14 protein-coding genes are annotated in these 22,467 nt (G+C 38.7%); all 14 read right to left on the bottom strand.

Annotated features, from left to right (window positions below; all coding sequences use genetic code 11):
• Positions 1-22: 22 nt before the first annotated feature.
• The 14 genes from RU87_RS08520 to lepA all read right to left on the bottom strand — a co-directional run bounded on the left by RU87_RS08520 (position 23) and on the right by lepA (position 22,430).
• The gene (locus RU87_RS08520; RefSeq protein WP_096835839.1) at positions 23-586 is read right to left on the bottom strand and encodes a hypothetical protein; all 564 of its coding nucleotides are present in this window, start codon (positions 584-586) and stop codon (positions 23-25) included.
• Between the two features lie 250 nt (positions 587-836).
• Positions 837-1,223 carry a hypothetical protein gene (locus tag RU87_RS08515; protein WP_068164094.1) on the bottom strand — a complete coding sequence of 129 codons (387 nt, stop codon included), beginning with the start codon at positions 1,221-1,223 and terminating at the stop codon, positions 837-839.
• A gap of 24 nt (positions 1,224-1,247) precedes the next feature.
• On the bottom strand, positions 1,248-10,607 hold the full coding sequence (locus tag RU87_RS08510) for an RHS repeat-associated core domain-containing protein (RefSeq protein ID WP_068164097.1): 9,360 nt from the start codon (positions 10,605-10,607) through the stop codon (positions 1,248-1,250).
• On the bottom strand, positions 10,597-11,232 hold the full coding sequence (locus RU87_RS08505; RefSeq protein ID WP_068164099.1) for a hypothetical protein: 636 nt from the start codon (positions 11,230-11,232) through the stop codon (positions 10,597-10,599). Before RU87_RS08505 ends, RU87_RS08510 begins: the two co-directional genes overlap by 11 nt.
• Positions 11,210-11,905: a class B sortase gene (locus RU87_RS08500; RefSeq protein WP_068164103.1), complete on the bottom strand. Its 696-nt coding sequence runs from the start codon at positions 11,903-11,905 to the stop codon at positions 11,210-11,212. Before RU87_RS08500 ends, RU87_RS08505 begins: the two co-directional genes overlap by 23 nt.
• 192 nt (positions 11,906-12,097) lie before the next feature.
• Positions 12,098-12,976: an acetylglutamate kinase gene (gene argB / locus RU87_RS08495; RefSeq protein ID WP_068164105.1), complete on the bottom strand. Its 879-nt coding sequence runs from the start codon at positions 12,974-12,976 to the stop codon at positions 12,098-12,100.
• Positions 12,973-14,109, bottom strand: coding sequence for an acetylornithine transaminase (argD, locus tag RU87_RS08490; protein ID WP_068164108.1), 1,137 nt, complete (start codon positions 14,107-14,109; stop codon positions 12,973-12,975). The genes argB and argD overlap by 4 nt, the downstream gene beginning before the upstream one ends.
• Positions 14,110-14,146: 37 nt before the next feature.
• A complete protein-coding gene (argJ, locus tag RU87_RS08485) occupies positions 14,147-15,346 on the bottom strand; it encodes a bifunctional glutamate N-acetyltransferase/amino-acid acetyltransferase ArgJ (RefSeq protein WP_068164111.1) in 1,200 nt (399 codons plus the stop codon).
• Complete coding sequence (gene argC, locus RU87_RS08480) at positions 15,347-16,384, bottom strand: N-acetyl-gamma-glutamyl-phosphate reductase (RefSeq protein WP_068164113.1); 1,038 nt, start codon at positions 16,382-16,384, stop codon at positions 15,347-15,349.
• A 271-nt stretch (positions 16,385-16,655) separates the two neighbouring features.
• Positions 16,656-17,303 (bottom strand): DUF1129 domain-containing protein, encoded by a 648-nt coding sequence (locus RU87_RS08475; RefSeq protein WP_068164115.1) that lies wholly within the window; start codon positions 17,301-17,303, stop codon positions 16,656-16,658.
• Between the two features lies 1 nt (position 17,304).
• Positions 17,305-17,622: a PadR family transcriptional regulator gene (locus RU87_RS08470; protein ID WP_068164328.1), complete on the bottom strand. Its 318-nt coding sequence runs from the start codon at positions 17,620-17,622 to the stop codon at positions 17,305-17,307.
• Between the two features lie 141 nt (positions 17,623-17,763).
• On the bottom strand, positions 17,764-18,747 hold the full coding sequence (locus tag RU87_RS08465) for a serine hydrolase domain-containing protein (protein WP_068164118.1): 984 nt from the start codon (positions 18,745-18,747) through the stop codon (positions 17,764-17,766).
• 286 nt (positions 18,748-19,033) lie between these two features.
• A complete protein-coding gene (locus RU87_RS08460; RefSeq protein ID WP_068164120.1) occupies positions 19,034-20,365 on the bottom strand; it encodes a hemolysin family protein in 1,332 nt (443 codons plus the stop codon).
• A gap of 235 nt (positions 20,366-20,600) precedes the next feature.
• A complete protein-coding gene (gene lepA, locus RU87_RS08455; protein ID WP_425268498.1) occupies positions 20,601-22,430 on the bottom strand; it encodes a translation elongation factor 4 in 1,830 nt (609 codons plus the stop codon).
• Positions 22,431-22,467 lie beyond the last annotated feature (37 nt).

The following is a 22,467-nucleotide window of genomic DNA, read 5'->3' as shown; positions in this document are numbered from 1 at the left end:
ACTCTAATAAATTGACTTAACGTCAAAATATATTATTTTCATCGTATTCTATAACATATTTTTCTGAGATGACATATAAACTATTGTCATCATATGCTTGATTTAAATTAATTTCCCCCTTATTCCCTACAGTATATAGTTTACAATTTTTTTCAATCATTATTTGTTGATTGCTCACTGATAAAATATGTTCATAGACATATGGATGAGTGGAAATCAGTTGACCTGATTCAAAACAAAATGTATATGCTACTTCTCTACTTCTTAAAATAAAATTATTGTTATCAAATTTAAAGAAATTCAAGAATATAACTTCTGTACTAACGGAAATAACGTGAGATACTTTATTTAAATCTATAAAATATAACATTTGATTTTCTGCATCAAATATTACTATCCTATTATCAAATCTTGAATTATATATCTCATAAATCATCAAATCTTCTGCTATAATGATGTTTTTGATGAAGTTTAAACCACTATCATATAGTGTCAATCCATTATAATTATTATTTAATATTAGATAATCTTTGCTTTCACACATCGAATAAACATCATTTTCTTTGAGTTTAATTCTTTTTTCCATAACTTTTATTATCCCTCACTACTAAATTATTAAAATTTTATTTAGTTGGTAATTGCCGACATATTTTTTAGCACTATTTATTTTATCTGCAAAGAAACGGTATCAGTAACTGTTTAATCACTCATACCGTTTCTATAGTTTAGAATTTAGTTAGCGTTTGCCTACTATGCAAATCAATTAGAGAGTTTATGCTTACTAGTCAACGCTTTACTATCCCTAACCAACCAGATAGTAGAGTGCCTTTATTTTTTTAAAATGGGTTTTCATTTATAATTTTGACTTTAAGACTTTTACTTGCAATTATTATCGGAGCTGATTCATAATCTTCAGCATTAATCTTAAAAATATAATTACCTTCTTCTATTTGGTATTTATTAATAATATCCCACATTTCATCACCTTCTACTAACTTAATAAAAGGATTAGAATTGTCTAACTGCCAAGAAAATAGTGTTGTCACATAGAAAGGATTGCCAAAATAAATATTAATAGCCCATTCATCATAGCTAACATCTTTTCTACCACCTACAATTACATTACTCGCATTCATTTGAGCAAATTCAAAATCCATCCATATACATTTTTTTAAATATTCATTAATTTTATCTAGTTCATTTATAATTTTATTTTTTTTCATTTTAGATTTTCCTTTTATTAGTTGTCAGTCCATAGGAATATGAGTATTTTTTGCAGCATCCTTATTAAAGAGCGGGTTAAGAGTACCATCCCCATTAAATTCTCTTAACTCACTTTGATGCCACCATTTTCCATTTTTATCCATATACTCTATGCCCGATCCTTGTTTTCCTTGGATTGGTTTTAGCTTTCTCGAAGCTCTATATATTGTTTTAGCCTCTGTATATTTAGAATCTCCTGGGTGTACTCTCACCTCATAATTATACTCACCATATGTCCATTTTTGTTTCAATTTTTCAGGTACTTTATTTAATCCTTGTTGCTTCAAGGCATCATCTAAGAAGTGTTTTGGTTTTGAAAAATCAGCCCCACCAGAACTCTTACCACCATTACCAGCTACATTCTTTTGTTGATTAAATTTTGAAGCACTGTAAGCCCCAACAAATGGCTGTAAGACTAAGCTATATATCATCAATTGAGCATTTGTTTTTTCTGCTTTAGACAGTTTTTTACCAGTGCTCGGATGTTTGCCAGTCCGAATCATCTCATTGTAGAATTCTAGTCGTGAGTCCTTTTTAGGAGCACTTTCTTCTGCAATAATTGTGTTATATAAAAGAGTAACTTCTTGTGACGGACTACCAGTCTTATTATTGACATACATATTGTAATTAGTAGACCAATGGTAATCTCTAGTTATTTCTCCTTTTGTGGTTGGAAGATTAACAGACTCAATTTTCTTTATAACTTGTTTTTTTGGCTTTTTAGCAGTCGTACAAAACTTCCGGATTGTCTCTTTTAGTGACGCTCCCCAGTTCTTAAAGATATTCTTACCTTCTTTAGTCTTAGGCTTACCTTTATTTCCTGTGAGTTGACTGTATTCAAGACTTATCCGTTGTTGCCTTTGTGCGGAGCGGATGGCTTGTTGCCGTATGGCTCTGATGTAGCTAAGTTGAGCATAACCACCAGACGCATAGTACTGGGATTGGTTGGCGGCATAAGTTCTAGCACTATTCCAGACAGTGCTGGCTGTTTTTTGGATGCCGTTCCAGACATTTCCTGCCGTTCTGGATACGGCGCTGATCTGATTACCTACCCAGTTTACCACATTACTGACGACTTTTTTGGTACCACTCCAGAGGTTATTGGCCACTCTTTTGGTGGTGTTCCATGCCTTACTGGCGTTTTTTTTCGTCCATCCCCATGCTTTTTGGAAGATATTTTTCTTATGCCCTGTCGGGTCGGTATAGTTAATCGGATTATTCTCGACATAACTATAGCCGTTCTGGCTTAAAGGAGTATCTTGTTCTCCCTCATAGCTATCTTGGCTGAGGAAAGTAGCTGACTGGCTATCATAGTATCTGGCTCTCAGATAGCTGAGTCCAGTCACATCTTGGGCTTCTCCAGTGTAGCCATAAGGATTACCAGTCTTATCTTTGGTATCCGGTTTACCAAAAGCATCATAGTTCATAGATGACTCAGCCTTACCGTCTTTTGTCATACCAGTCACACTACCTCTTGCATCGCTCAAGTACTGATAGGTTTGTTTTGTCTGACTGTTTTCATAACTTAGGCGTTCGTTACCATAGGTATAGCGTTCTCTCGGGTTTAGCGCCTCATCATAAGTTTGCAGGACTTGTGTATGTGCTTGGTTAATATCATTCACATAGTTTCTAGTCTCATAGTACTGATAGCTGTCTTCTCGAGTCGTGTAAGGGATCAAGACATCTTTTACTTGTGATGCATAAGTGACATCTCCCTCACCTGGGCGATTACCCAACTCTGGTGGATTAACGACGATACCTTCTTTATTTGCTCGATCTTTGGCGATTTTTTGATGGTAGGCTTGCGATAGTGTATCGAAAGTGTCTATCCAAAAATTTCCCATCGTTTCTGATAAACTAGAGAATCCTTGGATGACATTTTCTGTGAACCCATACCAGAAAAGTGAGTTGCCTTGTCCTTTTGTACTGGTTTTAGGCGATTGTTTTTGTGCTTTTTCACTAAAGAGCTGATAAGTTGTTTTACCTGTTGCCTGACTAGCAGTAAAGACACGATTACTATCCCCATCATAGAGTGCAGCTTGTAAAAGCCCCGCCTTATCTTTAACTGCCAGTAACCTATTTTCCGTATCATAGACATAGGTTAGCTCACTATCTTCTCCTGATTTTTTGATGCGGTTACCGTTTTGATCATAACTGAAAGTGGTTGTCTTTCCTGCATTACTTTGGCTGACCAAGCGATTATTGGCATCATATGTCATGTTAGTGACTGTTTTTTGATCACCAACACGCGCCGTACTCGTTAATTTATTACCAGCTTGATCGTAAGTGTACTGGTAATCAGCTTTTTCATGTTTTTTAGTTTGATCATAAATCGTCATCTGGGTCAGCTGACCTAAACTGTCATAGACATATTTTTGAACTAGTGTTTCACCATCTTGTGTGATACGCTCTTCAGAGATTTGGTTATCAGCATCATAGTCATAGTCGTAAGCTGAGATGGTTTTACCTTTTTTATCTAGGTGTGTGATCTGCTCTATCCGATTATCTAGTCGATAGCGCATGTACGATCTAGACCCATCTGCACGTTTGACTGCTGTCATGTTACCCGCATCATCATAGGTATACCTAGTTTTCTGCTTATCTTTATCGATCACCTCGATAAGCCGATCTAGTTCATCATAACGATAGGCGACTTGACTACCATCAGGGTAGGTAAGTTGTTTAATATTGCCATACTTGTCATACGCATACTGAATTAAACTCCCATCTCCTTGACGTAAACCAGTGATATCTCCGGCGTCATTATACGCATAATCTGTCTGGCCGGTTAAATCATTCATCGACACACGTCGACCATCCGCATCATAGGTATACAAGACTTGACCATCTGATTTTTCTGAGTAATCTACTTTTAAGAGTTGGTCTAAGGTGTTGTAATCATAGGTAATGGTCTTTTGATTTGCCTGTTTCACTTTTTTAAGGCGATTTTCTGCGTCATAGGTATAGGCTGTCTTATCGCCTAAACTATTCACTTTCTCGACGACATTTGATAACTCATCATAGCGATAAGTGGTCTTTTTACCATTACCGTTTGTGATTTCAGTGACATTGCCGACAGCATCATAAGCATATGATGTTTTTGAAGCCTCTTTATCTAAACCAACTTTTGCTTCGATCAACTGATCAGCCTTGTCATAGCGATACGTATTCAGGCGTTTGCCTCCAGAAGCGACTTGTGTGAGGTTGCCATTTTCATCATAGGATAAATCGCTAGTAGTCCCTGTACTGGCCATGATCCTAGTCAGTCGATCATCTTTATCATATCGATAAGCGGTACGACGACCTGCTGTATCAGTCTCTGTGATCAAGCGATTACTGTCATCGTAATTTTTAGTCCTTTTTTGACCTTTCGCATTGATTGTTTGGGTCAAATTCCCGTTTGGATCATAGTGATAGGTTTCTTTTCGATCACCGTTGATCGTTCTCGTCGTCAACTGGCCTACTGGGTCATAGTCATATGTTGTTTGTCTACCAGTGGGTTGTGTGACTGCTTTGAGACGATCCATGACATCATAGTTATAGCTAGTCTTAAGACCGTTTGGTGTGGTCGCTTGGGTCAGATTACCACTGTCATCATAGCTAAATTTCGTGGTTAAGTTCGCAGGATTGGTCGTTGTGAGGACATGACCACTTTTATCATAGGTATACCTTGTTTCGCGTTTAGACTGGTCAACCTGTTTGATCAGATTACCAGAAACATCATAATGATAACTTTGGGACAAGCCCTTAGGTGCCGTTTGTTTGCTTAAACGACCCAGTTTATCATAGGCATAGCTGTATCTTGCACCATTTGCTAAGATTCTGCTCTTCGTTTGCCCATATAAGTCATTTTCATACTTAGTTTGATGCTGATTTTCATCTGTTTCAGATAGCACAGCACCTGTTGCATCATAAGTGAACTGCTGGACACCTCCTGTCGGTTTCGTGATACTTGCCAGACGGTTCATACTATCATAGGTATAACTTGTTTGATTGCCTTCGGCACTTATGTCACTTGTTTTGTTACCGAGTTTGTCATAGGTAAAACGCTCTACTGCACCTGTCGGACTTACTTTTTCACTTAGTCGTGATAAGGGATCATATTTTAGTGCTGTTTGACTCCCTTTAGCGTCCGTATAGAGAATTAGATTCTTGTTAGCATCATAGCCATAGCTAGTTTTTTCACCGTTTTCGTCTGTAATACTCGAGACATTCCCTAATACATCATAAGTATAGGTGATTTTACCACCAGCAGGATTTGTTTCTGTGACGACTTGGTTTAGCGCATCATACCTATAGCTCGTCACACGACCTTTGGCATCTTTTTTCTCTTTTAGATTGCCGTTTTGATCATAGCGATAGGTTGTTGTGTTTTCTAGCACATCTGTCGACGTCAGTAAATTCCCCATGGCATCATAGGTAAAGCTTTCAGTCGTTTTATCTGCATAGGTCATTTTGATGAGGTGATCTTTTAAATCATAAGCATAGGTCGTCGTTTCTCCCAAACTATTGGTTTGCGTTAGTCTTTGCCCATGCGCATTATAGGTATAACTTTCATTCATCCCTTGATTATCAGTTAGCTGAATGACACGGTCATTACTGTCATAGTCGTAGGTCGTAATTAAGCCGTTTGATTTTTCTTCTGAGATCAAGCGATCTAATGCGTCATAACGATACTGAACTGAGGTGCCATCAGGATTTTCAACTGACTGAGTTTGACCTGTCGGTGTATAGCTCAGTTTTGAGACGTTTCCATTCTCATCTTTAACAGCTACTGGATAGCCGAGTGCGTTATAGGTATATGATTTTTGATTCCCTAATGCATCGATTGTACTTGTGACTTGTTCTAGTTGGCTATAGGCGTATGTTGTTTGATTGCCTAAGGCATCTACCACTGTTTCTGGTAAATTATGCGCATTATAACGCGTTTTTGCACCAAACCCTGCCGCATCTAGTAAGCCTGATTGGTTACCATTGTCATCATAAGTGACTTTAGTTTGTTGCCCTTTTGCATCAGTGATTGTCTTCAATGCGCCACTTTTTGAGTAGGCATAACTTGTTTGTTTGCCTCTAGCATCGGTGAAAGATAAGACATCCCCTGCTAGATCATAGGTATAAGCTACTTTTTCCTTGTTAGGATAGGTGATAGCTGTGACCTTACCTAGGCCATTATATGCGTAAGTGGTGGTTTGCTTATCTATCGTTTCAGACAGTTTATTGCCATTCAGATCATAGGTATAGCTTGATACAACGCCTAGCCCATCGGTTGTTTTGATCAACCGATTTGCGTCATCGTATACATTTGAAATCGTTGACCCATCAGGTTTTACGATGCGCGTGATATTACCACTGCGATCATAGGTATTTGTGGTAACTTGGCCTAGCGCATCCGTTTCACTCGCAATTTGATTGATCCCCTCTGCATAGGTGTAGCTTGTCGCATTGCCAGCTGCGTTAGTCATTTTTAACACACGGCCTAAGGCATCTCTAAGATGAGACGTTTGATTTTTTTCAGTATCTGTTTCACGCGTTAATCGACTTCTTTGATCATAAGCATACCTTGTTTCATGACCTTCTGGATCAACCATGACAAGTTTATTGCCGACACCGTCATACGTATAGCGATAGACACCACCTGCACCATTTTCCATAGCAGTCGTATTACCTACCGCATCATAGGTGAATTTTGAGGTGAAACCGTTGCCGTCCATACTTGATGTGACTTGTCCTGCACCATCAAACACGTAAGACGTCTTTCTGCCATCTGGATCTATTTCACTTGTTTTTCTTCCTTCCTGATCATAGGTGATGGTCGTGACACCACCCAAAGGGTTAGTGATGGTTACTGGCAGACCATGCGCATTATAGCGCATACTTGTCACACCTTTTAATGGCGACGTGATTTTGGTTAAGAAAGCGCCTGTGTAGCTGTATGTTGTGACTTGTCCTAATGCATCTGTTGTGCTTGTGATTAACCCTTGTTTAGTCGTTTTAAACGACGTTTTTGCGCCATCATGTTTAATGACCTGCTTCAGATTACCTACCGCATCATAAGTGTATACAGTCTTTTTCCCATCAAAATCCACTTCACTTAGCAGATGATGCTTATCATCGTAGGTATTGGTCTCAACTGCACCATCCACTCTTGTTTGCGTTAACACGTTACCCGCAGCATCATAGGTAATCCTTGTTTTTTGGCCTAATTCATTTGTTTCTGACACGAGACGATTGTCTTGATCATATGACTTAGCTAAGCTAGTTTGATCAGGATAGTCTATTTTTGTCGTTCTATACTGGTCATCATAGTGATAGCGTGTCACATTTCCATTTGCATCAGTGGTTGTGGTTTTACCTTCACCATAAGCTAACTTCGAAACAGCACCAATGCCATCCACTTGTTGTATCACACGACCCTTATCATCATAGGTATTATCGATGATTTTACTGCCCTTACCGTCATACCAAGCCGTCATGAGATCCTCTTGGTTATAGTCATAACGCGTGACTGCATCACTTGCATCGATATAGCGCATCAAATGTCCTGCTGCATCATAGTCATAGGATAAACTCGCACCATTTGGTAGGCCGATACGTGAGATATAGCCGACATCATTAACTGAGATACGATAAATTAACCCTGTAGGATCTGTTATCGCAGTGAGCTGACCATTTTCATTATAATCCAGCTTTGTCAGATTCCCTTTGTCATCTTTTTGGCTGGTAATCATGCCGAAAAAGTTAAATGTTTTTTCTTGACCTGATTTATCTGTGATGAGATAGTCTACAACACTGTAGCTCTCTTCACCATTACCAAAATCTGCTTTTTTCTTTTCTTTTTCTCTAACACTTAAAGATAAGTCATACCCAGCCGGTGCAGTATAGGTATCCCCGTTTTTAGCAAATCTTAAAATACTACCATCCGTTCGCGTATAGTAGAGATTACCTGCTTCATCACGCGTCACTTGCTCATTAAAGGCAAACGACCACCCTCTACCAAATAGACTATTTTGACTTGCACCTTTTGAATTATAGTGTCTTGTGATATCAAAGTCTTGCGTGAAACTAGGGATTGTTACATCAGTTCGATTGAGATAAAAATTACCTGTGTTGAGATTAACCGGTTCAAAGCCAAATTCACAATGTAGCCCTCTCCCCATCAATAAACTATCAATCGCCTCTTTTGAGCTATCAGATAATTTTGGTGGGTTATAGGGCTTTTCTGCATTCTGTTTAGGATTTCGGATGAACAGGGTATTATTTGCCACAAGTAGCATATCTTGCACCCGATTATCAAAAACGATCTGTGACAGCGGTACGCCGTAGTAAGCAGCTATCTTAGGAAGGGTGTCGTATTGTGTGACTTTATAGATCACAAATTTTTCACTCTGCTTTTTTCCACTACTAGCCTCACCTTTTTTACTTTCAGCATCGATCGTATAGACTTTGTTCAAATCCGGATTAGTAAATGGTAATCCTGTTTGCCAGTTTGCTAATTTATCTTTGTATTTGGTAGTGCCTTTTTCAAAAGCCTGGTTAAATAAGCTAGAATCAGGAAATTTGTATGAAAAACTCGCATAAGACTGGCCACTATAGGCTTTAGCTGGATCGCTTAACTGATAGTCCACAATTGCCCCAGGTGTTGTTATCCCATCGGCGAAGACACCTTGAAATTGTAATTTACCGTTTTTATTTGACGAGATCATAGATCTGAGATTAACCGTTGTCTTGCCTAACGGATAAGTCGCATCAACTGGATCAGGTACCGACCAATTAATCGTGAGACTAGGTCGTTTATCAGGCGTAAAATCAGCTTGCCCAGTACTACCAGTCGAGTCAGTGGTATAAAAAGCCCCACCATAATCATTTTCATTGGTCGCTTGCACCACTAAGCCATAGTTGGGACTAAGTCCTTGTACCCAGCTATTAACCGTATCACGAATGTCAAATCGGTGCATCCCGTATTTTGCTTTACTGATCGCTTTTTCTCCAGTCGGCTCTTGTGTCAAGCCAACTGAATTATCCCATGTCAGTCCCTTAATGTTAAAATCTTGTGTGAGTTTATAACTTGAGAAGGTTGCATTTGTCTGTGGATACTGAATATATTGATAGAGATTATAAGACGCACTATTAATCTTTGCTTCTTTTGGAATTTTCGAAAAATCATAGTTCACTTTGGTATAGAGTCGTGTACGTCCAACGTCTTTAGCATTCCAAACACCTGTCATGGCTTGCGTGATATACCCAACATAACCGTAGCCTCGTCCTTGGTAAGTCCCATGGACGGAACTTGTGACGGTATCGATAAGATTTTGTGTTGGCACAACAACTGTCGGATCAATCCTGACAGGATAAACTCTTTTCTCATCTGTCAGCCATGTTTTGTCTGCATCGATCGTTAACGTATAAGCTTTTTTACCTTGCGTTAGGTGCATCTTGATCGCTGTACTTGTTTCTCCAGCTTTATCAACCATCACAGGTGCTGAAAGGACAAAGAGAACAGCTTTCTCTCCTTTTTTCGTGACGAGGACTTGATTATTTTCTAACCTAGCACGATACTTTTCAGATGAAAATTCATAGGCAAATTCGTGCTTATCTCGCCACTTATCCAGAATAATCTCTTCTTTTACACCGTTATCTGTAACGGTATACTGAACATCTTGTGACGCGTCCACGTTATTATATAATACAGCGTTATCTTTTACTGTCGCATGATCAAACTGTTTATCTTTGGGGATTAATTCAAGCGTATTTTTTCCTTTTGAGACTTTAATACCTTGTGTTTGATCGACTTTTTCTGGTAATGAGACACTTACGGGGCTCCCTCTGGGTTTAAAGATCGTTTTGCCATCAGCTTGCTCACTCACCAAAGTTAAATCAATCAGATAGGCATTGCCATCCTCAGCTTGATAAGTCTTACGATCGCTACTCACGTAGGTGATATAGTTTCTGTCATCTTTTTTGAAAATTTGTTCCTGACCGTCGACAAGGATTGGCTGACCATACTGTGCGATTAATGCCTGTTCTTCTTGATTCACTTTGGCTTCTGAAAGCTCAGGTAATCGTGTAGGCGGCTCAACTTCTTGCTTTGGTGCTGGTTTTGTTGCCTCTTTTGCCTCAGCATCACGAGGTTGTTGCGCTTGATTTTCAGTGTTAACGCTTTTTTCTGGTATGGCAGCTGCCTGTTGTTCATCCACCGTTTCTTGATAATAAGCTGCTGACTTACTTTGCTCGATAGATTGTTTGATCTCAGTCGCATAGGCAATAGGGATATTCATGAGTATCATGACAGATAATGCAAAGTATTTACTCGTATTTAGGCATATTTTTTTAAACTTATTTTGCAATGCAAGACTCCTTTTTTAACTTAACGCCTTCGACATAGACACTGCTTGTCGCAATGATTATATCCGAGAGGAACATGACAGGTGAACTGAATATTGGATAGACAATACTGAATACTATAGAAAAACTTAGTAACAAACAAATTCCTAATAACATTTTTAGAAAACGCTTACTTTTCCACTCGAATTTTGTCGATTGATAGGTCATCAAACAATAATAAATAAAGATAAAACGTAACGTACCTTGGATTAGCGTTGTCAGTAGCCAAATCACTTGTTTGATCGACTTGTAATCACGGCCTAAATAGTCATATAAGACTTTACCTAAGCACCCTAGTAAAATGCCACTTAACACAACGAGTAGGACATAATACACTAAGGCCTTAGCTATTTTTCGTTTGCACACGATCCGTTTATAAAATTGATAAAATATGAAAATTAGGATGCTCATCCCAGTTAACAAGCATAAAACTCCTAACGCTTTCAACCGATATCCCCTTGATGTCAAAAAGACAGCTTCAAGAAAGGTCTTATTTAACAAAAAACTACTACCAACACCATAAACTAATACCCCGATAACATATAAGGCAAAATACTGTTTTTTCTTATCGACTAGCCACTGTGTCATCCAGCAACTCTCTCCTAGTTTCTTTGGCATGAACAATAACCCTCCTGTTATTATCTCTTGTGTCACATGTCGATAGCATCAACATCCTGTCATTTTCCCCGTAAGGGACCTGTCTATATTGACCACCTAAACTGTCGGATAACCCTTTTAGTGTCTTGATATATGCCGACACTGATGCTTGATTTCCCAGATTAAAGGTCTCAAAAAGGTACGCATCTGTATAGCTATATGCGGCAAATATTTCATAGCTAATCCTTTCATATCGCGTGGTGATGACGATATTTTGATGTTCCTTAAAAAAAGTAGCCTCTAAAAATCGCGGTAAACTACCAAACATCGACCCATCATAGGTCGAGTGTCCGTAAACAATCGTGACTAAATCTTTAAACTCTTTTTTGTTTAGTTTCTCTGTAAAGATGGCACCATAAATCGACGCTTGTCCCTTAACATCATGACGCAAATAAAAACCATCATCAGTCGGATGTTGGGCGATACTATAGTCAATTACCGTACCTGCAACCTTTATGTGTGCATAAACATCTTGATTGCCTTGAACTAGCCACACCTGTTCATCTACAACAGATTTTGACTGCCGGATTAACAGATCCTCTACTTTAAGCCAAGATAGTGTTAACACAACTAGGATGACTAGAAAACAGACTCCCTTCTTCAACGTCACCTCCTCCTTATCCCTAAAATAATCGAAATATTTAACTTACTGTCATTGTAATATATACGTCGGTATTTGTACATAAAAAAGTTAGTTTTTTTAATTAAAAAATAATAACAAAAAGAGCAAGATCACTTGCTCTTTCTCATGTGGTTATTAATAGATACTTACTTTATCAGCTATTGGTTTGTCAACTCAGTGCTTTAATTTATCAAATTTAGCCAAATCAAGATTATCTTTTTTGATTAACGTACCGAATCCTTCAGTTGTAAATAATTCCAAAATTAATGAATTTTTCATCCGACCATCTAACAAGACTGCTTCATTTAACCCGCTTTGCATGGCATACTGAATCGCTTCAAGTTTAGGGATCATGCCTCCAGCGATTTTGCCTGATGCAATTAATTGCTCGATACCAGATAAGGTAATTTCTGATAAAAAAGAACTTTCCTCTGGATAGTTAGCATATAGCCCACGAACATCAGATAAAAGAATGAAGCGTTCCGCCTTTAGTTCTCCAGCAATCCGGCTGGCTGCTGTATCTGCATTCACATTATAGATTTCTCCGTTTTCATCTACACCTGCCGTCGCGATGACTGGTATAGCAGCCGTTTTTGAAATTCTCTCTATAATTTCAGTGTTAATCTTGGTGATTTTGCCTACGTAGCCAAGCTCTTGTGATAATTGTGTCACTTCAATCATGTGACCATCAATACCAGATATACCAATCGCCTCACCACCTAGTCGTTGAATATCACGCACAAGACTTTTATTCACCATCCCAGAAAGAGCGACTAAGGCTAATTCTGCCGTTTCTTTATCTGTATAACGTAAGCCACCGATAAATTTTGTTGTTTTACCATACTTGTCTAACATCTCATTAATGGCAGGACCACCACCATGTACAAGCACGACATTAATGCCCATCGTCTTGAGTAGTAAGATATCACTTAAAACAGCCTGCTTAATCCCTTCATCTGTCATGGCATTGCCGCCGTATTTGATGACGACGGTTTGGCCTTGATATTTTAACATAAAAGGTAAGGCTGCAGTCAGTGTTTCAGGCATGTTCATAAAATATCCTCCAAAATCTGAACACCATCAGCTAGCTGTTCTTTTGTGATGACCAGTGGTGGGAGTAATCTGATGACATTATGCCCTGCCGATAAGACAAGTAAGCCTTCTGTGCGAGCAGCTGTTAAGACTGACACGACAGATTGATCATCATCTAACTCGATCCCAACCATCAAGCCTAGATTTCTGATTGCCTTCACAGCAGGTTTACCTAATAGTTTATCAGTCAAAAGTGTCGTGAGATATGTGGCTTTATCGGTGACCTCTGCTAAAAATCCTGGTGCTCTCAGTGCGCCTAAAACAGCTTTTGCACTCGCCATCGCTAAGGGATTCCCACCGAATGTTGACCCATGTTTGCCTGCACTAAAATAAGCGGCATACTCCTGTTTAGCCAACATCACACCGACTGGTAACCCGTTACCTAATCCTTTAGCTGAGGTAATAATATCAGGTTCAAAGCCAAAATGTTCAAAAGCAAATAAGTAGCCAGTCCGACCATTTCCTGTCTGCACTTCATCAACGATGAGCAATACCCCCTGTTTTTGGTATGCTTTTAGCGCTTCTGCAAATGCTTGTGTGATTGGCGTGACGCCACCCTCTCCTTGGACGATTTCAAAGATGATGGCGCCGATATTTGACGTAACCGCTGCGTTCAAACTATCCACATCATTATAGATAGCTTTGGTAAATCCTGGCACGAGTGGCTCAAAACCTGACTGAATTTTATCTTGCATGGTCGCAGACATCGCGCCAAACGTTCGCCCATGAAACCCATCTTCAAACGCTAAAATATCTGTATTAGGTTTGATTAAGCGTGCAATTTTAAGGGCTGCTTCATTTGCTTCTGTGCCTGAGTTTGCAAAGAAAGCTTGATAATTACCGCCTAGATCAAGCGCATCTGCGACTGCTTCTTGTAAAGGATTTTCATAGAGATTAGATAAATGTGCAATCTGATCTATCTGTGCTTTAACAGCCGCTTTTCCTGCTTCAAAAGAATAGCCCATGTTCATGACACCGATACCACTGGTAAAGTCTAGATATTTCTGGTTGTTTTCGTCATATAGATAAACCGTTTCACCATGTGTGATAGTCAAAGGGATTCTAGTCCCATAATTTTGTAGTAAATGTGTCATCCTAAGCTCCTTTTCTTAAAACAAATGACTGCTGTGATTAGCTATGATAGAGCGCATTAATTTCTACATACTTATAAGTCAAGTCACATCCCCAGGCTGTTCCTGAATGCTCGCCTTGATTTAACTCTACTTGAACGACGATCGATGGCTCTTTTAATTTCTCAGAAAGCACAGCTTGATCAAAATCAACTGGTGTCGAATGCAGTAAAACTAAGTCGCCTTGGATGGTCAACTCGATATCTGGTACCTCAAAAGGTGCCACTTGACCGATAGCAGAGATGATCCGCCCCCAGTTAGGGTCAGCACCAAAGATTGCCGTTTTAACTAGACTTGATCCGACGATATGTTTGGCGATCATCCGAGCATCTAAGTCATTTGGTGCACCTGATACACTCACCTCGATTAATTTCGTTGCACCTTCTCCATCAGCAGCAATCTTTTTAGCCAATACCTGACAAACTGTTGCTAATACAGATTTAAAGCTATCAAAATCTTCAGTACCTGCAACGATTTCAGTATTTTCAGCTAACCCATTTGCTAACACATATACCGTATCATTTGTAGACGTGTCGCCATCCACGGTAATCTGGTTAAACGTTGTCTCGATCACCTCTGACAGGATACTTTGTAACAAGGGCTGTGCGATTTTAGCATCTGTCGTGATAAAGCCCAACATGGTAGCCATATTTGGATGAATCATACCAGACCCCTTGCAGACACCTGCGATTGTCACTGTTTGACCACCCAGCTCAACTTCATAGACAACTTCTTTTTTGACCAAGTCAGTTGTCAAAATCGCTTCTGAAAAGCCTGTAGCATGACCATTTTCAGCTGATAGTTTTGAAATCCCTAGCGCTATCTTATCCATCGGTAGCTGTTTACCGATCACACCAGTCGAGCAGACTCCTACATGTTTCGCGTCAATGTCAAACTTCTCTGCAACTAAGCGCTGCGTTTTTTTAACATTAGTTAGCCCTTCTTCACCAGTGACAGCATTTGCAATAGCAGAATTGACGATAATTGCTTGGGCGAGACCACCTGCTACTAACTCTTTACCAACTAACACAGGTGCTGCAGCTACTTTATTTGTCGTGAAAACGCCAGCAACTGCTGCGGGAACTTGTGATAAAATCACACCCAAATCTAGTTTTTGAAATTTGAGTTCTGCATGTGTCGCATCTGCGGTAAACCCTTTAGGTGAGGCGATAGTGCCATTAATTTGTTTGAATTTAGTCATTTATAATATCGGTAGAAGATCAAGCCCTGCTTTTTCATCAAAGTTGAAAAAGTGATTCATATTTTGAATGGCTTGTCCTGCCGCTCCTTTCACGAGATTATCGATAACGGTCACAACCGTTAGTGTGTTAGTTAATGGATTGTAGCCCAGTCCGATCGCTGTGACGTTCGTCCCGACCACATGATGCAGATCAGGTAGGTGGCCTTGCTCACATACGGTGACAAAATAGCTATCCCGATATGTTTTTTCATAGGCTTCACGCACCTGCTCAAAACTGACATCTGCTGCTAGTTTTGCATAAGTCGAGACAAAAATACCACGAGTCACAGGGATTAGAGAAGTCGAAAACTGAATCGGTAACGTCTTTTCCTGCCATGTCATCAGTTTGTTGATAATCTCTGGGATATGCTGATGTTGATTTAGCTTATACATGCTAACATTTTCATTAGCATTCACATAATGACTACTGTCGGTCAACTTTTTACCAGCTCCTGATAAACCAGACTTTGCATCCACGATAACACTGTCATACTGGATTAACGATTCCTTGTATAATGGTGCTAAACTCAAAAGTGTCGCCGTCGCATAACAGCCAGGATTTGAGATGTAAGCTGTTTTTGGTGTATCAAAGTCAGCTAAGACATAATCTGCTTTTGCTAGTAACTGTGCATGACTAGCAGGTCTAGCATACCACTTTTCATACTGACTAGGGTCTTGTAAGCGAAAGTCCCCAGATAAGTCGATGACTGGAAACTCAGCATGGATAAAGTCAGCTGCATGAATTGCTGCGATACCAGCTGGTGTGGCAAAAAAGACCAAATCTGCCGTCGCCATAATTTCTGCTGCATCAAACTGCTTAATCGTTAATCCTGCATATTCTGCATATCCTTGTAATTTTGGGAATAAAGCTGTCAACTTTTCACCTACAGTTGATGTCCCATAAACCCCTACAACAGTGACTTCTGAGTGTCCGTGAAGTAGCCGTAACAACTCCAATCCAGAATAACCAGAAATCCCAATAATGGCTACTTTTTTCATATTAATTCGCTCCTAATTGAATATATATACAATAATAATGTATAATATTGCATTTGTCAAGTAAAATATGCAGATTTATGCAAGGGAAATTTAGGGATAAACTGTGAACTGATTATTAATACAAAACGTGATTATTTTTTAGATAATGATAAAACAGGTAACACAAGGTTACCTGTCGATCTATACTTTATTCACTAAAAAAATACCTACAAGTCAATCACTACTCAATTCGTTTATAAGTCTTTATCATCTCACCCACATCAAAAACCCACTACTTATCTTTTGAAAAACTATAAGTCCATAAGCCATAACCGATTGCTAAGATAATACCGATTAGTTTTGCTAGCCAAGCATTGATATAAAAAACTTGAATATGTCCGAATAATAACTGCGTTACAACAAAAGTACCAATGATGAAAATAAAGAAACCACCACCTATCAGATAGGTCATCATTGTTGACTTACCAGCTATATTTTTTATGACAACTGTGAAGAAAATATAGGCTGCTAACACATATACTAAGCCACCAACCAAATACTCAACCCATGAAATCGCCACTGGTTGATTTGAAAACCAGTTGATATTTCCGAAAAATTGCCAAAATAAAGCAGAGCCAGCGACATAGTATAAAATACCTCTAATTTCTGCTGGACTTGATTTGGGCATTTTTTTTAACATATTTTCAGCCAATTCATCTGATGAGACACCAAAGTAAACACGCGCTTTCTGTCCACCAACTTGGGCGTCTAGTAAATCTAACAAGAGATTATAGACCGTCTCCAACATAGCTTTTTCTTTGTATTTTATAGCACCTTTAGCCAAGATTTTTTCATAAAACGCATCAAAATACTGTCTATTTTCAGCTGTTAATTTTTCTTCAATCTCAAGAATTTTTTCTTTATATGTTTCCTCTGTCATATCATTCCTTCCATAGATACCTTACTTTATCAGTTAACTCACTAAACTCTTGCCAGAATATCCGTAATGTATCTTGTCCTTGTTCGGTGATACTAAAATACTTTCGATCTGGGCCTTCTAGTGATTTTTTCATGACACTTGCGACATCACCATTTTTCTCTAATTTTTGTAAAATAGGATAAATCGTACCCCCGACTACACTATCAAATCCAGATTGTTTGAGTTTCTGAATGAGTTCATACCCATAAACTTCACCATCTGAGATAATACGTAGCACACAGCCATCTAATATCCCTTTTAACATCTGTGTTTCTCTAATCGTCATCACCTCACTATATAGTTTTACTAACTAGTATACAATAAGTGTATCAAATCCCCACTAGATTGTAAAGCAACATAGTGAAAGAAAATAAAAAAAAGCAATTAACACTACCTGTCAACTGCCCGATGAAGATTTGGGTTATTTTAAAATAAATGGTGCTATATATGTTTCTATGAAGTCTATTCGATCAAGAACGCTAGGCTTAAAATAAGAAGTAATGGCAACTACCAGATTTTTTTCAGTATTAATATAAATCACATTGCCACTATTTCCTAAGGCACCATAGGTTTCTTTTTTATCATCTAGTATCCACCACAAGTATCCATACCTCAAATTATGATAGTCTGGTAACTGGTTACTTGTTGGCTTAAAACAAGCGTTTATCCATTCTGATGATATGATTTGCTTACCCTCATAGTTACCTTTATTGAGACAAAGTTGTCCTATTTTAGCCATATCCGTCGCAGAAAGGCATAACCCATAGCCCGCAGCAGCGATATGTTTTGGATCACATAACCAAATATGTGTTTTAGGCGTTTTATTCATCGTAAACTGCTTATGGGCTTCGGCTGTTTTAGGAGAGTCATTAACAACTTCCTTTATGCCGATTGGTGCAAATAGATAGGTGTTGGCAAACGCAACGGTTGTCATGTTACTGACTTCATATAACAAACCTGTTAGGATATGCAGGCAAACAGTTCGATAATTAAATTCATCTGTAAGCCCTTTTCTACCACCTAAAAAATCAAGTGATGCAGTAGTCCAATCCTCACTTGAACAAACCTTTGTCCAAGGATCACCTTTACCTTTATAGGGTGCTGTCATTGTCAGTAAGTGCCTGATCGTCACATCCTGTATTGTTTTTTCTCCTCTTTTAACTTGATAGTTTGGAAAGTATGTTAAGATGCTATCGTCAATACTTTTAATCATGCCTTTGTCTACTGCTATACCAATCAGTAAGGCGACAATACTTTTTGTCGCAGACATGACATGACACGCATCTTCTTTTTTATACCCATGCCACTCGTCTGAAAATACTGCTTCACCTTGTTTATAAACTGAAATCTGACATATATTAGGGTGTGTCTTACTGATAAGCTCATGTAATTCTTGATTTAGCAACTCTTTACCTCTCTTTCATCTCCGAGTATAACCTGATTAAAAATTTATTTCAATAACATATCAAACTATTGTTAACACATTTTTTCGTTACTCAAATCGATAGTCTTGACTTACCCTATCCCTTTTAACATCTGTGTTTCTCTCATCGTCACCAGCCCAAAAGAAAAGGGATACCCCAGCTAGATGCCAGGAACATACCCCTTTCATGATGTTTTGCCATGTTATCAATGAACCAAAAGTTAGGTGAATCCCTGTGTTACGACGATACCTTAATGCCCCCAGCCTATCATGACATGCTTGGGTCGTTATGCTTTTGATCATTAATCGTTATTTTGACTTCTGTTACAATAACGCCTTGATCCATTTTAGTGACCTCAAACGTCAGATTTTGATACGACACGATACTCCCAACCTTGGTTAGCTCTTGATTATAGACGAGCAGCCAACCACCTAGGCTGGCAGTTTTTTTCCCGCCTTCTCTATTTAGCTCTTCAAAAGATAAGTCGAATCGCTTTGCAATCTCATATAGGTCTATTCTGCCATCTGCTATGTAAGTCAATGGATTGACTTGTTTGATCAAAGGGACTTCATGGTCTTGTTCATCCTGAATATCACCAAACACTTCTTCTATGATATCTTCGATCGTTACAATCCCTGACGTGCCACCATATTCATCAACTAGGATAGCAAGATGTTTCTTTTCTTTTTTCATGGCATTGAGTAACTGTTTGATTGGCACATTCTCAAAATTTTTCAGGACTGGATTTATTTGAGATGAGATTGCTTGTTCTGGATTTTCCAGATAGCATTTAATTAAATCTTTCTGTGTGATATACCCTAAAATATCATCTTTTGTTTTATGGGCGACAGGATAACGGCTATGTCCTTGTTTTAGCGAGATGTCAAGTGCTGCTTTCACTGTCAGATCATCATATAAGACATCCATATCTGTTCGAGAGACCATGATCTCTCTTGCCAAGGTTTGGTCAAATCGAAAACTATTGCTAATCAACTCGAATTCTTCCGAATTGATTTCGCCTTGTGTAAGACTTTGATTCGCGATTAACAGTAACTCTTCTTCAGAATGAGACTCGTTGCCTTCTCCACTAATTTCTACGCCTATAAGTTTGCCTATTAATGACGCTGAATAGTTGAGCAACCAAATAAAGGGAAACGAAATTTGTCTAAAATAATGTAGTGGTTTAGTGACAAATAAAACGACGCGTTCTGTTTTAGAGATACTAATTGATTTTGGAATCAATTCTCCTATGACGACATGTACAAACGTCATAATCCCAAAGGATAAAATCAGCGATGAGATGGTATTGAAAGAGGCAGTAAAAGGAAGTCTATTAAATACGGGATGTAAGAGGCTCTCTATCGTTGACTCACCAATCCAACCGATAGCCAAAGAAGTTAAGGTGATACCAAGTTGACAAGCACTCAAATACTCATCTAAATGAGACACAATATGTAATGACAGCTTTGCTGTCTTATTCCCATCATTGATCAACTGTTCTAACTGCGTCTTTCTTATTTTCACAAATGCAAATTCAGCAGCAACAAAAAATGCTGTAAAAATAATCATCAAACAAATGACGATTAAATTGATTACCATAAACACTCTCCTTTAACTATTTTTGATATCCAGCCTGATTACCTATTAATATCCTAAGTCTAGCATAAGTCTTTGTCTTACTGCATTTAGCCAATAAGCTATATGTGACTATACTGAGCTAAAAATCAAGATGGATCATTGTAAATGAAAAACTCCTGAATAAAATGCTTGAAATAGTGTTTTATTTCATGTCTATTTTATTAGGAGCTATTCACACTTCGTTTTTTAGGATTAATTACTCATCATCCATGCTTAAGACACTCAAGAAGGCTTCTTGTGGGACTTCAACATTTCCGATTGCTTTCATCCGTTTTTTACCTTTTTTCTGTTTCTCAAGGAGTTTACGTTTCCGTGAGATATCCCCACCATAACACTTGGCAAGGACATTTTTACGTAAGGCTTTAATATCAGAACGTGCAACGATTTTCTGTCCGATAGCTGCTTGAATCGGCACTTCAAATTGTTGACGAGGGATGATTTTTTTGAGTTTGTCTACGATGATTTTACCACGTTCATAGGCAAATTCTTTATGGACGATAAAGCTCAAAGCATCGACACGTTCTGCGTTTAGCATGATATCCATCTTAACGAGTGAGCTTCTACGATACTCAGAAATTTCGTAATCAAAACTTGCATAGCCTTTGGTACTCGATTTCAATTTATCAAAGAAATCAAATACAATCTCTGATAGCGGTATCTGATAGATGACATTGACACGATTTTCATCCAGATAATCCATGGTTACAAAATCACCACGTTTGCGTTGTGCCAATTCCATCACAGCCCCAACATAATCTTGTGGGACCATGATTTGTGCTTTGACAAAAGGTTCTTCGATATTATCGATACGTGTTGGATCAGGAAACTCTGAAGGGTTTGCAACTTCTAGTGTTTCGCCATCAGTCGTGTTGATATGATAGACAACACTTGGCGCTGTCATAATCAAATCAATGTTAAACTCACGTTCCAAACGTTCCTGGATCACATCCATGTGAAGTAAGCCTAGGAAACCACAACGAAAACCAAAGCCGAGAGCTTGTGATGTTTCAGGTTCAAACTGAAGACTGGCATCGTTGAGTTGGAGTTTATCAAGTGCTTCACGCAAGTCGTTATATTTGTTTGACTCGATCGGATAGATCCCAGCAAACACCATCGGATTTAACTGTTTATAGCCTGCTAGAGCTTCCTCAGCAGGATTGTCAGCTAGTGTAATCGTATCACCGACTCGTGTATCAGCAACTGTCTTGATAGCAGCTGCAATATAGCCGACATCACCTGTTGCTAATAATTCACGACCAACTGCTTTTGGTGTAAAGATACCAACTTCTGTGACATCGAAAGTCTTACCATTACTCATCAGCTGAATCTTATCACCAGGTTTCACCATCCCATCCATGACACGGACCTGAAGGATAACCCCACGATAAGCATCATAGACCGAGTCAAAGATTAAAGCCTTTAAGGGATTATCTACAGAGCCTTGAGGAGCTGGTACTTTTTCAACGATTTGTTCTAGAATCTCTTCTATCCCAATCCCTGCTTTGGCAGATGCTAAAACAGCCTCTGACGCATCTAATCCGATGACATCTTCTATTTCTTGACGAACACGTTCTGGATCTGCTGCAGGCAAATCGATTTTGTTGATAACTGGTAAGATTTCTAGATCATTGTCTAGTGCCAAATACACATTAGCCAAGGTTTGTGCTTCTATGCCTTGAGCTGCGTCCACAACTAAAATCGCCCCTTCACAAGCCGCAAGAGAACGAGATACTTCATAGGTAAAATCGACATGTCCAGGTGTGTCGATGAGATGAAAAATATAAGTCTCGCCGTCTTTAGCAAGATAATTCAGCTCAATCGCGTTCAGCTTGATTGTTATGCCACGTTCGCGTTCTAAATCCATAGAATCTAAAAGTTGCGCTTGCATTTCTCTAGCAGAGACGGTCTTAGTTTGTTCTAAAATTCGATCCGCAAGTGTTGATTTACCGTGATCGATATGGGCAATAATAGAAAAATTACGAATATTTTCCTGCCGCTTTTTTACTGCATTTAAGTCTATAGTCATAACCCCTATTTTACCATAGTTTTGGTAAATAAAAAAC

Source organism: Pseudolactococcus plantarum, assembly GCF_002441715.1.
GTDB classification, from domain to species: domain Bacteria; phylum Bacillota; class Bacilli; order Lactobacillales; family Streptococcaceae; genus Pseudolactococcus; species Pseudolactococcus plantarum.
The sequence above is the reverse complement of the archived record's forward strand: the minus strand, read 5'-3'. Positions and strand labels throughout refer to the sequence as shown.

Bases quoted from the DNA above. Each gene is read 5' to 3' on its own strand.
- RU87_RS08460 (WP_068164120.1), bottom strand. From the start codon at position 20,365: ATGGTAATCAATTTAATCGTCATTTGTTTGATGATTATTTTTACAGCA.
- argC (WP_068164113.1), bottom strand. From the start codon at position 16,384: ATGAAAAAAGTAGCCATTATTGGGATTTCTGGTTATTCTGGATTGGAG.
- lepA (WP_425268498.1), bottom strand. From the start codon at position 22,430: ATGACTATAGACTTAAATGCAGTAAAAAAGCGGCAGGAAAATATTCGT.
- argJ (WP_068164111.1), bottom strand. From the start codon at position 15,346: ATGACTAAATTCAAACAAATTAATGGCACTATCGCCTCACCTAAAGGG.
- RU87_RS08515 (WP_068164094.1), bottom strand. From the start codon at position 1,223: ATGAAAAAAAATAAAATTATAAATGAACTAGATAAAATTAATGAATAT.
- RU87_RS08505 (WP_068164099.1), bottom strand. From the start codon at position 11,232: ATGACACAGTGGCTAGTCGATAAGAAAAAACAGTATTTTGCCTTATAT.
- RU87_RS08475 (WP_068164115.1), bottom strand. From the start codon at position 17,303: ATGACAGAGGAAACATATAAAGAAAAAATTCTTGAGATTGAAGAAAAA.
- argD (WP_068164108.1), bottom strand. From the start codon at position 14,109: ATGACACATTTACTACAAAATTATGGGACTAGAATCCCTTTGACTATC.
- RU87_RS08520 (WP_096835839.1), bottom strand. From the start codon at position 586: ATGGAAAAAAGAATTAAACTCAAAGAAAATGATGTTTATTCGATGTGT.
- argB (WP_068164105.1), bottom strand. From the start codon at position 12,976: ATGAACATGCCTGAAACACTGACTGCAGCCTTACCTTTTATGTTAAAA.